The organism is Micromonospora aurantiaca ATCC 27029 (assembly GCF_000145235.1).
In the GTDB taxonomy this organism is placed as follows: domain Bacteria; phylum Actinomycetota; class Actinomycetes; order Mycobacteriales; family Micromonosporaceae; genus Micromonospora; species Micromonospora aurantiaca.
Genome location: NC_014391.1, coordinates 2,287,938 through 2,303,446, shown reverse-complemented (window position 1 = coordinate 2,303,446; position 15,509 = coordinate 2,287,938). Strand labels below are relative to the sequence as shown.

Below are 15,509 nucleotides of genomic sequence, written 5' to 3'. Positions count from 1 at the left end.
GCGCCTCCACCGGGGGGAGGCGCGATGGTGGGCGCATGGACGGTGCGGAGCGCTACTCGATCGGTGACCTGGCCCGGCGGACCGGGCTGCCGGTGAAGACCATCCGGTTCTGGTCCGACCGCGGCGTCGTGCCGCCCACCGACCGGGGACCGGCCGGCCACCGCCGCTACGACGCGGCGGCGGTGGCCCGGCTCGACCTGGTACGGACGCTGCGCGAGCTGGGCGTGGACCTGCCCACCGTGCGCCGGGTGGTGGCGCGGGAGGTCAGCCTGGCCGAGGTCGCCTCGGCGCACGCGGACGCGTTGACCGCGCAGATCCGCCTGCTGCGGTCGCGCCGCGCGGTGCTGACGGTGATCGCCCGGCGCGGGGCCTCCCCGTCCGAGGCCGACCTGCTGCACCGGCTGGCCGGCCTGGCCGCGCGGGAGCGGCGGCGGCTGGTCGACGAGTTCCTCGACGCGGCGTTCGGCGGCCTGACCGATCCGGGGTTCGCGGGGATCAGGCGGTCGCTCACGCCGGAGCTGCCCGACGATCCGGACGACTGTCAGATCGAGGCGTGGGTGGAGCTGGCCGAGCTGGCCCTGGACCCGGGATTCCGGTCCGGGCTGCGCCGGCTGGCCGAGCAGCACGCGGCGGACCGGGAAGGCGCCGAGGGCGTAAGCCGGGACGTGGTCGCCGTGGTCCGGGAGGAGGTGGCCCCGGCGCTCGCCGACGGCATCGAGCCGGCCGCACCGGAGGCCGATCCGATCCTGGCCCGGGCGGCGGGCCGGTACGCGCAGCTCTGCGGCCGCTCGGACGACGCCGACCTGCGCCAGCGGATGCTGGACCGGTTGAGGACCGCGAGCGACCCTCGCCGGGAGCGGTACCTGGAGCTGCTCTCCGTGGTCAACGGCTGGCCGCCGGCCGAGAGCCTGGCGCCGGTGCTGGACTGGTCGATCCGGGCACTGCGCGCCCGGCAGCACCTAGCCTGAGGACATGCGATTCGACAGGCACACGGTGGTGCTCCTGGTCCGCCCGGACGACGCGCCGGACCTGCCGCAGGACGCCCTCGACCGGATCCAGGACGCGCACCTGGCGCACCAGGCCGGGCTGGTGGAGCAGGGCGCGGTGCTGGCGGCGGGGCCGTTCCTGGACGGCGACGACGGGCGTGTCCGCGGTTTCGTGGTGCTGTCGGTGGACCCGCAGATGGCCCGTGAGCTGTACGCGAACGACCCGGCGGTCCGCGCGGGACGACTCGTCGCGCAGGTCAGCAGCTGGATGGTGCCGGAGGGTCAGGTCCGCTTCGAGCAGGTGCCGGTCCCCCGCTCGATGCTGGAGGCAGCGGCCGGCGACTGAGTGTCGCGGCCGGCAGCGCCCGGGGCGGGGCGCGGTCAGTCCTCCGGGGCCTGCCGGCTGCCCGGCACCACAGGCGTCGGCCACACCCCGGCGCGGGCGGCCACCGGCACCTCGACCTGCTGGTCGGCCCAGACGTACGTCTCGGGCAGCAGGTCGGTGATCGGGATCGCGCGCAGCCCGTCGGGCGGGCCGACGATCACCTTGATCGACGGGAAGTAGTCGAGCAGCACCTGACGGCAGCGTCCGCACGGCGGGAGGACGCCCCGGCCGCGGTCCCCCACCGCGACGATCGCCTCCAGTTCGCCCGCGCCCTGGGTCGCGGCGGCACCGAGTGCGACCACCTCGGCGCACGGGCCGCCGGTGAAGTGGTAGACGTTCACGCCGCTGAACACCCGGCCGTCGGTGCTGCGGACGGCGGCGGCGACTGTGTGGTTGTCGCTGCGGCAGCGCAGCTTCGCGACGGCGGTGGCGGCCTGCACGAGCGCCCGGTCGGTGTCCCGCATGATCATCCCCGCCCCTCGTCGGCCTCGTCCGTCGGCCTCGTCGGCGGCAACTTTATCCGGCGGGGACGGCCGCACCAGGGAGGGCACGCCCAGCGCCGGTAACCCGGGGGCGGTCCGCCGCGCGGCTGCCTATCCTTGGCGACGACATGCAGAATCCAGCCGTACCCGCCGCCCCTGAGACCGCCCGCGACCTGCACCGCCGCCTCGCCCCCCTGATGTTCCGCGATCAGCGCCGGATCCAGCGGCGGCTCGACGGCGTGCGCCGGCTGCGCGACCCGCAGCGGCGGGAGGCGGCGCTGGCCGAGATCGGGGCCGAGGTGACCCGGGCCGAGGCGCGGCTGGAGTCGCGCCGCGCGGCCGTCCCGGCGATCACCTACCCGCCGCAGTTGCCGGTCAGCGAGCGCAAGGACGACATCGCCGCCGCGATCCGCGACCACCAGGTGGTGATCGTGGCCGGTGAGACCGGCTCCGGGAAGACGACCCAGCTCCCCAAGATCTGCCTGGAACTGGGGCGCGGGGTCACCGGCCTGATCGGGCACACCCAGCCCCGCCGGCTGGCGGCCCGCACGGTCGCCGACCGGATCGCCGACGAACTCGGCACCGAGCTGGGCGACGTGGTCGGCTACAAGGTGCGTTTCACCGATCAGGTGGGCGACAACAGCCTGGTCAAGCTGATGACCGACGGCATCCTGCTGGCCGAGTTGCAGACCGACCGGATGCTGCGGCAGTACGACACGCTGATCATCGACGAGGCGCACGAGCGCAGCCTCAACATCGACTTCATCCTCGGCTATCTCAGGCAGCTCCTGCCCCGACGGCCCGACCTCAAGGTCGTCATCACCTCGGCCACCATCGAGACCGACCGGTTCGCGAAACACTTCGCCGACGCCGAGGGCAACCCGGCGCCGGTGGTCGAGGTGTCCGGGCGCACGTACCCGGTGGAGGTCCGCTACCGGCCGCTGGTCGAGGTCACCGAGGCCGACGAGGAGGACGAGGCCGACGAGGAGAACGTCCGGGACCAGATCCAGGCCATCGGCGACGCGGTCGAGGAGCTGGCCGCCGAGGGGCCGGGCGACATCCTCGTGTTCCTCAGCGGGGAGCGGGAGATCCGGGACACCGCCGACGCGCTGGGCAAGCTGGTGCAGTCCAAGCGGTCGCTGCTCGGCACCGAGATCCTGCCGCTGTACGCCCGGCTGTCCACCGCCGAGCAGCACCGGGTCTTCGCCGCGCACTCCAACCGCCGGGTGGTGCTGGCCACGAACGTCGCGGAGACCTCGCTGACGGTGCCCGGCATCAAGTACGTGGTGGACCCGGGCACCGCCCGGATCTCCCGCTACTCCAGCCGGCTCAAGGTGCAGCGGCTGCCGATCGAGCCGGTCTCGCAGGCCAGCGCCAACCAGCGCAAGGGCCGCTGCGGGCGTACCTCGGACGGCATCTGCATCCGCCTCTACGACGAGCAGGACTTCGACTCCCGCCCCGAGTTCACCGACCCGGAGATCCTGCGGACCAACCTGGCCTCGGTCATCCTCCAGATGACCTCGATCGGGCTCGGCGACGTCGCGGCGTTCCCGTTCATCGACCCGCCGGACCGGCGCAACGTCACCGACGGCGTGAACCTGCTGCACGAGCTGGGCGCGCTCGACCCGGCCGAGACCGACCCGGCGAAGCGGCTCACCGCGCTGGGCCGGCGGCTGGCCCAGCTCCCGGTCGACCCCCGGCTGGCCCGGATGGTCCTCGAAGGCGAGCGCAACGGCTGCGCCACCGAGGTCGTGGTGATCGCCGCCGCGCTGTCCATCCAGGATCCCCGGGAACGCCCGGCCGACAAGCAGGCCCAGGCCGACCAGGCGCACGCCCGGTTCGCCGACAAGGAGTCCGATTTCGTCGCGTACCTGAACCTGTGGCGCTACCTGCGGGAGAAGCAGCGGGAGCTGTCGTCCAGCGCGTTCCGCCGGATGTGCAAGGCCGAATACCTCAACTACCTCCGGGTACGCGAGTGGCAGGACATCGTCAGCCAGTTGCGCCAGGTGCTGCGTACCTCCGACAAGGGTGAGGGCCGGCGCGGCGCCGGCGCCGACCTGCCGGAGGAGATCGACACCCCGAAGGTGCACCAGTCGCTGCTGCCCGGCCTGCTGTCGCACCTCGGCCTCAAGGACGCGCAGAAGCACGAATACCTGGGCGCTCGGGGCGCGAAGTTCGCGATCTTCCCCGGGTCGGCGCTGTTCAGGAAGCCGCCGCGCTGGGTGATGGCGGCCGAGCTGGTGGAGACGTCCCGGCTGTGGGGGCGGGTGGCCGGGCGGGTCGAGCCGGAGTGGGTCGAGCCGCTGGCCCAGCACCTGGTGAAGCGCAGCTACAGCGAGCCGCACTGGGAGAAGAAGCAGGCCGCGGTGATGGCCTACGAGAAGGTCACGCTGTACGGCATCCCGATCGTCACCTCCCGCAAGGTGAACTTCGGGCGGATCGACGCAGGTCTGAGCCGCGAGCTGTTCATCAGGCACGCCCTGGTCGAGGGCGACTGGCAGACCCACCACCAGTTCTGGCGGGACAACCAGAAGCTGCTGACCGAGATCGAGGAGCTGGAGAACCGGGCCCGGCGTCGCGACATCCTGGTCGACGACGAGACCATCTTCGCCTTCTACGACCAGCGGATCCCCGCCGACGTGGTCTCCGGCCGGCACTTCGACTCGTGGTGGAAGAAGACCCGCCGGGAGCGGCCCGACCTGCTCACGTTCACCCGCGAGCTGCTCGTCAACGACGGCCGGGGCGGGGTGGACGAGGAGGACTTCCCGGACCAGTGGCGGGCCGACGGGGTGACGCTGCCGCTGACGTACACGTTCGACCCGACCGCGCCCACCGACGGCGTCACTGTGGACATCCCGCTGCCGCTGCTCAACCAGGTGCCGGCGGAGAGCTTCGACTGGCAGGTGCCGGGGCTGCGCGAGGAACTGGTGATCGCGCTGATCCGGTCGCTGCCCAAGCCGGTACGGCGCAACTTCGTGCCGGTGCCCGACTACGCGCGCGCCGCGCTCGCCGCGATCACACCGGGCGAGGAGCCGCTGCTGGCCGCGCTGACCCGGCAGCTGCGCCGGATGACCGGGGTGACGGTCCCGGCCGACGCGTGGGACCTCGGCAGGCTGCCGCCGCACCTGCGGGTCACGTTCCGGGTGCTCGGCGACGACGACAAGCCGGTCGCCGAGGGCAAGGACCTGCCGGCGCTGCAACGTGAGCTGCGCCAGGAGGTACGCCAGGTCGTGGCCGCCGCCGCGCCCGACGTGGCCCGGACCGGGCTGACCGAGTGGTCGATCGGCGCGCTGCCGCGCACCATCGAGCAGGTACGCGCAGGCTTCGCGGTGACCGCGTACCCGGCGCTGGTGGACGAGGGCGCGACGGTCGGGGTGAAGGTGTTCGACTCCGCCGCCGAGCAGGAGGCCGCGCACTGGGCGGGCACCCGGCGGCTGCTGCGGCTGACGATGCCGTCACCGGCGAAGTTCCTCCAGGGGCGGCTGAGCAACGAGGCGAAGCTGGCGCTGTCCCGCAACCCGCACGGCAGCGTGCCGGAGCTGATCGAGGACGCGGCCGGCGCGGCGATCGACAAGCTGATCGGCGACGCGGGCGGCCCGGCCTGGGACGCCGAGGGCTTCGCCGCGCTGCGCGACAGGGTCCGCGCCGACCTGGTGGACACCGTGGTCGAGGTGATGGAGCGGGTACGCCGGGTGCTCGCTTCCGCGTACGCGGTGGAGCAGCGGCTCGGCGCCACCCGCAACCTCGCCGTGGTGGCCGCGCTGGCCGACATCCGCAACCAGCTCACCGGCCTGGTGCACAAGGGTTTCATCACCGAGACGGGGTACGCGCGCCTGCCCGACCTGCTGCGCTACCTGACCGCGATCGAGCGGCGGCTGGACCGGTTGCCGGGCAACCCGCAGCGGGACAAGCAGCAGCAGGATCGCGTCGCCGTGGTGCAGAAGGAGTACCAGGACATGCTGGCCGCGCTGCCCCCGCCGCGACGTGCCTCGGCGGCGGTCCGCCAGATCCGCTGGATGATCGAGGAGCTGCGGGTGAACGTCTTCGCCCAGGCCCTGGGAACCCCCTACCCCGTCTCGGAGCAGCGAATCTACCGAGCCATGGACGACGCCGAGGCCCGCTGACCCACCCCGCCCGCCGCCCCGCCTCGTCGATCTTGCACTTGGTGCCCCCGCGCAGTGGCATTCGCACCTTTCGCCGGGGCCGAAAGTGCAAGATCGCGCGGGAGAGGGGCGGCGGGAGAGGGGCGGTCAGAGGGGCTCCACGCCTGGGGGGAGTTCGGCGGTGGCGGTGGCGTCGTGGACGTACTCCAGGAGGATGCGGCGCAGCTCGCGCCCGGCGTGGGTGGGCACCACGTCGCGGCGGCGGGCCACCGCGATGGTCCGGCGGACGCCGGGCGGGACGAGCCGGGTGACCCGGATGCCGGCGCGGCGGGCCACCACGATGCCAGGCACCAGCGCGACGCCGAGCCCGGCCTCGACGAAGCTGAGCACGGCGTCCATCTCCCCGCCGTCGACGGACAGGGTCGGCTCGAACCCGGCCGCCCGGCACGCCTGGAGCGTGGCGTCGCGCAGGTCGTAGCCCTCGCGGAACATGACGAGCGGCTGGTCGCGCAGGTCGGTGATGCGCAGCTCTCCGGCCTCCGAGGCGCCCGGCAGCGGGTCGACCGAGGCGACCACCAGGCTCTCCCGCAGGATCGGGTCGGCGCGCAGCCCCGGGTCGGTGCCGGCCGACGGCATGATGATCAGGGCGAGGTCGAGGTCGCCGCGGAGCAGGTCCCGGACGAGGTCCTGCGAGCCGCCCTCCTCCACGCGCAGGTCGATCGTGGGGTGCGCGTCGCGGAACCGGCGCAGCACCGGCGGGGCGAGCGAGGTGGCGAGGCTGGGGGTGGCGCCGAGCCGGACCCGGCCCCGGCGCAGCCCCACCAGCTCCTGCACCTCGCGGGTGGCGGTCTCCACGTCGGCGAGGATCCGCTTGGCCAGCGGCAGCAGCACCTCACCTGCCGCGGTCAGTGTGATGTTGCCCCTTACCCGCTCGAACAGCGGTGCCCCCAGGTCGGTCTCCAGCGCGTGAATTTGCTTACTCAACGAGGGCTGGGTTATGCCGACAAGATCGGCCGCCTGGGTGAAATGTCGTACTTCGGCGACCGCCACGAAGTACCGAAGCTGATGGAGCTGCATCTACATAGCCTACGGCTATCAACGCTGCGATTTCGATGCATTGGACGCCTGATCGAAGTGCTCCTAGCGTCGACCGCGTGGTAATCACGAAAACTCGGTCGCCCATCCGCTCGAACGTCGGCCTCAAGGCCGTCATGGCGGTGACGGGCATCATCCTCGTGCTGTTCCTGATCGCGCACATGCTCGGCAACCTGAAGATCTTCACGGGTGAGACGTCGTTCGACCACTACGCGCACTGGCTGCGGGACATCGGCACGCCGCTGCTGCCGACGACGTGGTTCCTGTGGATCCAGCGCACCGTGCTCACCGTCGCCGTCCTCGGGCACATCGGCGCGGCCACCGTGCTCGCGATGCGGTCCCGGGCCGCCCGCCCGGTCCGGTACGCGCACCGCCGCAAGATCCACGTGAACTACGCGGCCCGCACGATGCGCTGGGGTGGTGTGATCATCCTGCTCTTCGTGATCTACCACATCCTCGACCTGACCACGGGTCACCTGAACCCGCAGGGCGACCCGGCCAACCCGTACGGCAACGTGGTCGCCGGCTTCGCGCCCGAGCGCTGGTACGTCACGCTCTTCTACACCCTCGCGCTGGTGACCCTCGGCTTCCACCTGCGCCACGGCGCCTTCAGCGCGTTCCGCAGCCTCGGCCAGCAGACGCCGAAGGGCGAGCGCCGGGCCCGGATCGCCGCGCTCGTCTTCGCCGTCGCGCTCGTCGGCGGCTACCTGCTGGTTCCGTTCGCCGTGATCACCGGATTGGTGTCCTGACATGGATCTCTACACCGAGGGCGACCCGATCGCCGACACCCGGGCCCCGGACGGCCCGATCGAGACGCGGTGGGACCGCCACCGCTTCGAGATGAAGCTGGTCAACCCGGCCAACCGCCGGAAGATGACGGTGATCGTGGTCGGCACCGGCCTGGCCGGCGGCTCCGCCGCCGCCACCCTGGCCGAGCAGGGCTACCAGGTGCGGTCCTACTGCTACCAGGACAGCCCGCGCCGGGCCCACTCGATCGCCGCGCAGGGCGGTATCAACGCCGCCAAGAACTACCGCAACGACGGCGACTCGGTGCACCGCCTGTTCTACGACACGGTCAAGGGCGGCGACTTCCGCTCCCGCGAGTCGAACGTGCACCGGCTGGCCGAGATGTCGGTGAACATCATCGACCAGTGCGTGGCCCAGGGCGTGCCGTTCGCCCGCGAGTACGGCGGCCTGCTGGACACCCGCTCCTTCGGCGGCGCGCAGGTGCAGCGCACCTTCTACGCCCGGGGCCAGACGGGTCAGCAGCTGCTGCTCGGCGCGTACCAGGCGCTGGAGCGGCAGATCGGCCTGGGCAACGTGGAGATGAACGCCCGCCACGAGATGCTCGAACTGGTCCTCGTCGACGGCCGCGCGCGCGGCATCGTGGTCCGCGACATGGTCACCGGCGAGATCAGCACCGAGATGGCCGACGCGGTCGTGCTCGCCTCCGGCGGCTACGGCAACGTCTTCTATCTCTCCACCAACGCCAAGGGCTGCAACGTCACCGCCTCCTGGCGGGCGCACCGCAAGGGCGCGTACTTCGCCAACCCCTGCTACACGCAGATCCACCCGACCTGCATCCCGGTCTCCGGCGACCACCAGTCGAAGCTGACCCTGATGAGCGAGTCGCTGCGCAACGACGGCCGGGTGTGGGTGCCCAAGGCCAAGGGCGACCAGCGCAGCCCGCGGGACATCCCCGAGGACGAGCGGGACTACTACCTGGAGCGGATCTACCCGTCCTTCGGCAACCTGGTCCCCCGCGACATCGCCTCCCGCGCCGCGAAGAACGTGTGCGACGAGGGACGCGGCGTCGGCCCGACCGGCCTCGGCGTCTACCTGGACTTCGCCGACGCGATCAACCGGCTCGGCCGTAAGGCCATCGAGGCCAAGTACGGCAACCTCTTCGAGATGTACGAGCGGATCACCGGCGAGGACCCGTACGAGGTGCCGATGCGGATCTACCCCGCCGTGCACTACACGATGGGTGGCCTCTGGGTCGACTACGACCTCCAGTCGACGATCCCCGGCCTGTTCGTGATCGGTGAGGCCAACTTCTCCGACCACGGCGCGAACCGGCTCGGCGCCTCGGCGCTGATGCAGGGCCTGGCCGACGGCTACTTCGTGCTGCCGAACACGCTCGCCAACTACCTGGCCTCCAACTCGCTGGACAAGGTCGACGCCAGCCACCCCGAGGCGGTCGCGGCGCGCACCGAGGTCGAGGACCGGATCAAGCGGCTGCTGGCGATCAACGGCGACCGTACGGTGGACTCGTTCCACCGCGAGCTGGGCCAGATCATGTGGGAGCACTGCGGCATGGAGCGCTCCGAGGCCGGGCTGCGCAAGGCGATCGACGAGATCCGCGCGCTGCGTGAGCAGTTCTGGCAGCGGGTGCGCGTGCCGGGTGACGGCGAGGGCCTCAACCAGTCGCTGGAGAAGGCCGGCCGGGTGGCCGACTTCTTCGAGCTGGCCGAGCTGATGTGCATCGACGCCCTGCACCGCGAGGAGTCCTGCGGCGGCCACTTCCGGGCCGAGCACCAGACGCCCGACGGCGAGGCGCAGCGCGACGACGACCGGTTCGCCTACGTGGCGGCCTGGGAGTTCACCGGCACCGGTGAGCCCGTGCTGCACAAGGAAGACCTGACCTTCGAATACGTCCACCCCACGCAGCGGAGCTACAAGTGAACCTGACCCTGCGCATCTGGCGCCAGACCGGCCCCGAGGACAAGGGTCGGATGGTGACCTACCCGGTGCAGGACGTGTCCCCGGACATGTCCTTCCTGGAGATGCTCGACGTGCTCAACGAACGGCTCATCCTCGACGGCGAGGAGCCGGTGGCGTTCGACCACGACTGCCGCGAGGGCATCTGCGGCATGTGCAGCCTCATGATCAACGGTGAGGCGCACGGCCCGCAGCGCGGCACCACCGCCTGCCAGCTGCACATGCGGCAGTTCTCCGACGGCGACACGATCGACATCGAGCCCTGGCGGGCCCGCGCGTTCCCGGTCGTCAAGGACCTGGTGGTCAACCGCAACGCGTTCGACCAGATCATCGCCGCCGGCGGCTACGTCACCGCGCCGACCGGCAGCGCCCCGGAGGCGCACTCGGTGCCGGTGCCGAAGGCCGACGCGGACGCCGCGTTCGAGTCGGCTGCCTGCATCGGCTGCGGCGCCTGCGTGGCGGCCTGCCCGAACGGCTCCGGCATGCTGTTCACCGCCGCGAAGATCACCCAGCTCTCGCTGCTGCCCCAGGGCCAGCCGGAGCGCTACACCCGGGTGATCGGCATGGTGGACGCGCACGACGAGGCCGGCTTCGGCGGCTGCACAAACATCGGCGAGTGCGCGGCGGCCTGCCCGAAGGGCATCCCGCTGAACACCATCGGCCGCCTCAACCGGGACTACCTGAAGGCGACGGCCAAGCGCTCCGGCTCCTGACCGGACACCGCACCACCCCACGCGACCGCCGCGCCCCGCTTCCGGGGGCGCGGCGGTCGCGCTTGTCCGGGGGTACGCCCCGGCGATTGGTACGGTGAAGCGCCAACCGCGTCACCGTCTCCCCCGGGAGGGCACCCATGGCCCGGACCGCTCCCGCGCAGGCGTCCTCCCCCGAGGCGGGTCACGACGAACCGGCCGACCGGCCCGAGTCGCTGCTGGAACGCGCCTTCACCGAGGCGTTGCACAGCGCCGACGACAGCGACGAGGTGGCGACCCGGATCCTCGACGCGGCCTACGAGCAGTTCTGCCGGATGGGCATCCGCCGCTCCACGATGGAGGACGTGGCCCGGCGGGCGGGCGTCTCCCGGATCACCGCGTACCGCCGGTTCGCCACCAAGGACCGGCTGGTCGAGCAGGTGGTCCGCCGCGAGTTCCGGCGCTACTTCGACCGGTTCCTGGTCGACATCCAGCAGGCGGCCACCGTCGGCGACCGGGTGGTGCTGGGCTTCGTCAGCGCGCTGGACGCGATCCGCCGCAACCCGCTGATCGGCGGGCTGATGAGCGTCGAACCGGACGTGCTCATCCCCTCGATGATCAGCGACGGCGGGCGGACCCTGGCCACCGTGCAGCGGTTCGTCGCCGGGCAGCTGCGCCGCGAGCAGCGCGCCGGCACCATCGCCGCCACAGTCGACGTGGAGGTGGTCGCCGAGCTGATGACCCGGCTGTCCTGTTCCTTCCTGCTCACCCCGAGCCACGTCATCGACCTGGACGACGCCGACGAGCTGCGGACCATGGCCCGCCGGTTCCTCGTACCCATGCTGGAGCCCGGCTCACAGGCCGAGTGACCGGCCGATCACCTCCTTCATGATCTCCGTGGTGCCGCCGTAGATGGTCTGGACGCGGGCGTCCAGGTAGGCGCGGGCCACCGGGTACTCGCGCATGTAGCCGTAGCCGCCGTGCAGTTGGAGGCACCGGTCCACGACGCGCTGCTGCAACTCGGTGCACCACCACTTCGCCATCGCCGCCGTCTCCGCGGTGAGGTCCGGCGCTACCAGGCAGTTGTCGACGAAGACCCGGCCCAGGCGCAGCTCGGTGGCGAGTTCGGCGAGTACGAACCGGTTGTGCTGGAAACTGCCGATGGGACGGCCGAACGCCTGGCGTTGCCTGCAGTAGTCGAGCGTCTGCGCGAACACCGTCTCGGCCCCGGCGAGCGCCGCGACGGCTATCGACAGCCGCTCCAGCGGCAGGTTGCGCATCAGGTAGGCGAAGCCCTCGCCCTCCGCGCCGAGCAGGTTGGCCGCTGGTACGCGGACGTCGGAGAAGAACAGCTCGGCGGTGTCCTGCGCCTTCTGCCCGAGCTTGTCGAGGTTGCGGCCGCGCTCGAATCCCGGCATGCCGCGCTCGACCACGAGCAGGCTGATCCCCCGCCGCCCGGCGCCGGGATCGGTACGGGCCACCACGACGACCAGGTCGGCCAGGATGCCGTTGCTGATGAACGTCTTCTGCCCGTTGAGGACCCAGTCGTCGCCGTCGCGTACCGCTGTGGTGGTGATGCCCGCCAGGTCGCTGCCCGCGCCCGGCTCGGACATGGCGATGGCGGTGACGATCTCGCCGGAGCAGAAGCCCGGCAGCCAGCGCTGCTTCTGCTCCTCGGTGGTCAGGTCGGTCAGGTACGGGCCGATGATGTCGTTGTGCAGGCCGAACGCGGGCCCGCTCGCACCGGCCCGGGCGAGTTCCTCGGTCAGGACGGCGTGGAAGCGCCGGTCGGTGACCCCGGCGCCGCCGTACCGTTCGTCGACGAAGAAGCCGAGCAGGCCGGCGGCGCCGGCGGCCCGCCACACGCCGCGGTCGACGATGCTGTCGGCCTCCCAGCGCTCGTGGTGCGGGGTGATCTCCTTGTCGATGAAGGCGCGCACCAGTTCGGCGAACGCGAGGTGGTCGGCGGTGAAGATCGCGCGGTCCATGTGTGTGGGCTCCTCCCCTGCGCTACCGGGCCATGTCCGCGACGGCGGCGACGAGGCGCCGCGGGTCCTCGCCCAGCGGCGCGACGTTGAGGATCGTCACGCCCGCGTCGCGGTACTCCTGGACCCGGTCACGCACGTAGCTCTCCGGTCCGATCAGGCTGGTGCGTTCCAGCAGTTCCGCCGGCACCGCGGCGGCGGCCTCGGCCTTGCGGCCGTCCAGGTAGAGCTCCTGGATACGGTCCGCCTCGGCGGCGTAGCCGTAGCGGCACAGCAGGTCGTGGTAGAAGTTGCGGCCCTTGGCGCCCATCCCGCCCACGTACAGGGCGATCAGCGGCCGGGCGAGGTCGCGCAGCCCCGTCACGTCCGGGCCGATCGCCAGCGGCCCACCGGCCACCACCTCCAGCGGCCCGAGGTCAGCCGGCCGTTTCGCCCGGCCGGCCGCCAGCGCGGCACCCCAGACGTCGCCCGCGCGCTGCGGATCGTAGAGGAACGGCAGCCACCCGTCGGCGATCTCGGCGGTCATCCGGACGTTCCGGTCCCCGAGGCTCGCCACGTGGATCGGGATCCGGTCGCGGACCGGGTGGGTGAGGATCTTCAGCGGCTTGCCCAGCCCTGTGCCCTCGCCGGGCGGCAACGGCAGCCGGTAGAGGCCGTCGTTCGTCAGCGTCTCGCGCCGCCACACCCGCCGGCAGATGTCGATCACCTCGCGGGTGCGGGCCAGCGGCCGGTCGTACGCGACGCCGTGCCATCCCTCGATCACCTGCGGTCCGGACGCGCCGAGGCCGAGGATGGCCCGGCCACCGGACATCGCGTCCAGGCCCGCGGCGGTCTGCGCGAGCAGAGCCGGGGTACGCGAGAAGATCGGCAGGATCGCGGAGCCGATGTGGACCCGGCTCGTCCGGGCGGCGAGGTAACCCATCACGGTGGGCGCGTCGAAGCCGTACGCCTCGGACACCCAGACCACGTCCAGGCCGTCCTGTTCCCAGGCGGCCACGTCGTCGGCGCCGCTTCTGGGGTCGGCGGCGTACGCCAGTGTCGTCCCGATACGCATCAGTACGCTGCTCCCTGCTTCCGGCCGACGACGCCGTCGTCCAGCCATCGCGGTAGGTGTGCGCCCAGTCCCCAGTCGGTGAGGACGGGCTCGGTGTCGGCGCCGGGCGCGGGCGGCGGGCCGCCGACCCGGCCGGGTGTCCCGGACAGGCGGGGCGCCACGGCCGGCTGCCGGACGCCGAAGTGCTCCTCGTACGTGCCGCGCGCCGCCAGGTGCGGGTGGCCCGGCGCCTCGGTGAGCGACAGCACCGGCGCGACGCACGCGTCGGTGCCGTCGAACACCGCTGTCCACTCGTCGCGGGTACGGCCGGCGAACACCTCGGCGAAGCGGGCGCGCAGCACCGGCCATCCGGCCACGTCGTGCTGTGCCGGCAGGTCCGCGCCTGCGAGCCCGAGCAGCCGCAGCAGTTCGGCGTAGAACTGGGGTTCCAGCGCGCCCACAGCCATGTGCCCGCCGTCGGCGGTGGCGTACACGTCGTAGAACGGTGCGCCGCCGTCGAGCAGGTTGCGGCCCCGCTCGGGTCGCCAGGTGCCCTGCGCGAGCATCCCGGCGAACGGGGTGGTGAGGTGGGCCGCGCCGTCCACGATGGCGGCGTCGACGACCTGGCCCCGGCCGGTGGCGGCGGCGACGTGCAACGCGGCCAGGATGCCGACGACCAGGTAGAGCGAGCCGCCGCCGAAGTCGCCGACCAGGTTGAGCGGGATCTGCGGCGGCCCGCCGGCGCGGCCGATCGGGTGCAGCGCCCCGGCTACGGCGATGTAGCCGATGTCGTGGCCGGCGGCGCGGGCCAGCGGCCCGTCCTGTCCCCAGCCGGTCATCCGCCCGTACACCAGGCCCGGGTTGCGGGCCAGCGCGGCCTCCGGGCCGACGCCGAGTCGTTCGGCCACGCCGGGGCGCCAGCCCTCGATCAGGATCGCGGCCCGGCCGGCCAGCGCGAGGACCACCTCGGCGCCGTCGGGGTGCTTCAGGTCCACCACGATCGAGCGTTTGCCCCGGTTGAGCAGGTTCCGCCCGGGGTCACCGGCCGGGAGCGCGCCGGGTTCCGGCCGGTCGACCCGGACCACGTCGGCGCCGAGGTCGGCCAGCAGCATGGCGGCGAACGGGCCGGGTCCGATCCCGGCCAGTTCCACGACCCGGACGCCGTCGAGCGGGCCGCTCACGCGCCGCCCCGTGGGGCGAAGCGGGGTGCGCGGCCCTGGGCCCGGCTGAGCAGGGCCTCGCCGAAGTCGGCGCCGGCCAGGGACTCGACCATGAGCCGGATCGCGTCGGTGGCGGCCTCGGCGGCGCCGGTCTCCGAGCCCGACCACACCTGCCGCCGGATCACCGCCATGGACGCCGGTGAGCAGTGCTCGGCCAGGGCCACGGCATAGGCTTGTGCCTCGGCCAGCACCTCGTCGCGCGGGAGCACGCGTTGCACAAGTCCGATCCGGAACGCCTCCACGGCGTCGACCTTGCGGCCGGACAGCAGCAGGTCCAGCGCGGCGCCGACGCCGATCAGCCGGGGCAGCAGCCAGGCGCTGCCGTACTCGGCGACGAGGCCGAGCCGGCTGAACGAGGTGGACAGGCGCGCCTGCGCCGCCATGAACCGCACGTCGGCGTAGAGCGCGTGGACCAGGCCGAGGCCGGCCGCGCCGCCGTTCATCGCGGCGACGATCGGCGTGCCGAGCGTCAGCGGCAGGTGCGGCGGGAAGCCGAACTCGCCGGCGAGCAGGTCGCGGTTGCGTTCGTCGAGCAGCGCGGCGAGCGCCTCCGGGTCGGCGCCGGAGCAGAACCAGTCACCGGAGCCGGTGACCACGACCGCCCGGACCTCCGGGTCGGCGTCCGCCGCCACCAGGGCCGCGTAGTAGTCGCGGAACATCTCCAGCGACATCGCGTTGCGCCGGTCGGGCCGGTCGAACCAGATGGTGCGGACGCCGTCTCTGGTGGCGGCCCGCAGTCCGGCGCCGGCCGGTTCGGACTCCGGCACGGTCGAGCTCATCGGCGCTCCTGTTCTGACATTTGACATTTGA

13 protein-coding genes are annotated in these 15,509 nt (G+C 72.4%); 7 read left to right on the top strand and 6 right to left on the bottom strand.

The genetic code is table 11. The annotated features are described in order from the left end of the window. Positions 1-35: 35 nt before the first annotated feature. Positions 36-968: a helix-turn-helix domain-containing protein gene (locus MICAU_RS10790; protein WP_013285336.1), complete on the top strand. Its 933-nt coding sequence runs from the start codon at positions 36-38 to the stop codon at positions 966-968. A 4-nt stretch (positions 969-972) separates the two neighbouring features. Then, positions 973-1,332 carry a YciI family protein gene (locus MICAU_RS10785; protein WP_013285335.1) on the top strand — a complete coding sequence of 120 codons (360 nt, stop codon included), beginning with the start codon at positions 973-975 and terminating at the stop codon, positions 1,330-1,332. 35 nt (positions 1,333-1,367) lie between these two features. Here MICAU_RS10785 and MICAU_RS10780 read toward each other — a convergent pair whose 3' ends face one another. Next, on the bottom strand, positions 1,368-1,841 hold the full coding sequence (locus MICAU_RS10780; protein ID WP_013285334.1) for a cytidine deaminase family protein: 474 nt from the start codon (positions 1,839-1,841) through the stop codon (positions 1,368-1,370). Positions 1,842-1,981: 140 nt separating this feature from the next. On the opposite strand from MICAU_RS10780, the gene hrpA reads away from it, so the two are divergent. Continuing rightward, positions 1,982-5,977, top strand: coding sequence for an ATP-dependent RNA helicase HrpA (gene hrpA, locus MICAU_RS10775; protein WP_013285333.1), 3,996 nt, complete (start codon positions 1,982-1,984; stop codon positions 5,975-5,977). A gap of 126 nt (positions 5,978-6,103) precedes the next feature. Here the strand turns inward: hrpA and MICAU_RS10770 are convergent, their stop codons facing one another. Next, positions 6,104-7,033 (bottom strand): LysR family transcriptional regulator, encoded by a 930-nt coding sequence (locus MICAU_RS10770; RefSeq protein WP_013285332.1) that lies wholly within the window; start codon positions 7,031-7,033, stop codon positions 6,104-6,106. Positions 7,034-7,116: 83 nt separating this feature from the next. Between MICAU_RS10770 and MICAU_RS10765 the strand changes: the two genes are divergently transcribed. The 4 genes from MICAU_RS10765 to MICAU_RS10750 all read left to right on the top strand — a co-directional run bounded on the left by MICAU_RS10765 (position 7,117) and on the right by MICAU_RS10750 (position 11,330). Next, complete coding sequence (locus MICAU_RS10765) at positions 7,117-7,800, top strand: succinate dehydrogenase cytochrome b subunit (protein ID WP_082171209.1); 684 nt, start codon at positions 7,117-7,119, stop codon at positions 7,798-7,800. A 1-nt stretch (position 7,801) separates the two neighbouring features. Beyond that, complete coding sequence (locus MICAU_RS10760) at positions 7,802-9,736, top strand: fumarate reductase/succinate dehydrogenase flavoprotein subunit (protein WP_013285330.1); 1,935 nt, start codon at positions 7,802-7,804, stop codon at positions 9,734-9,736. After that, positions 9,733-10,485, top strand: coding sequence for a succinate dehydrogenase/fumarate reductase iron-sulfur subunit (locus tag MICAU_RS10755; protein WP_013285329.1), 753 nt, complete (start codon positions 9,733-9,735; stop codon positions 10,483-10,485). Before MICAU_RS10760 ends, MICAU_RS10755 begins: the two co-directional genes overlap by 4 nt. Positions 10,486-10,622: 137 nt before the next feature. Continuing rightward, positions 10,623-11,330, top strand: a complete 708-nt coding sequence (locus MICAU_RS10750) for a TetR/AcrR family transcriptional regulator (protein ID WP_013285328.1) — start codon at positions 10,623-10,625, stop codon at positions 11,328-11,330. On the opposite strand, the gene MICAU_RS10745 is transcribed toward MICAU_RS10750, so the two are convergent. From MICAU_RS10745 to MICAU_RS10730, 4 genes are read right to left on the bottom strand one after another with little or no spacing between them, the layout of a single operon-like run. Further along, positions 11,316-12,449 (bottom strand): acyl-CoA dehydrogenase family protein, encoded by a 1,134-nt coding sequence (locus MICAU_RS10745; RefSeq protein ID WP_013285327.1) that lies wholly within the window; start codon positions 12,447-12,449, stop codon positions 11,316-11,318. The two genes, MICAU_RS10750 and MICAU_RS10745, sit on opposite strands and share 15 nt — an antisense overlap. 22 nt (positions 12,450-12,471) lie before the next feature. Continuing rightward, positions 12,472-13,500, bottom strand: a complete 1,029-nt coding sequence (locus tag MICAU_RS10740; protein ID WP_013285326.1) for an LLM class F420-dependent oxidoreductase — start codon at positions 13,498-13,500, stop codon at positions 12,472-12,474. Beyond that, positions 13,500-14,660, bottom strand: a complete 1,161-nt coding sequence (locus MICAU_RS10735; RefSeq protein WP_013285325.1) for a CaiB/BaiF CoA transferase family protein — start codon at positions 14,658-14,660, stop codon at positions 13,500-13,502. Before MICAU_RS10735 ends, MICAU_RS10740 begins: the two co-directional genes overlap by 1 nt. Then, positions 14,657-15,478, bottom strand: a complete 822-nt coding sequence (locus MICAU_RS10730) for an enoyl-CoA hydratase-related protein (protein ID WP_013285324.1) — start codon at positions 15,476-15,478, stop codon at positions 14,657-14,659. The genes MICAU_RS10735 and MICAU_RS10730 overlap by 4 nt, the downstream gene beginning before the upstream one ends. Positions 15,479-15,509 lie beyond the last annotated feature (31 nt).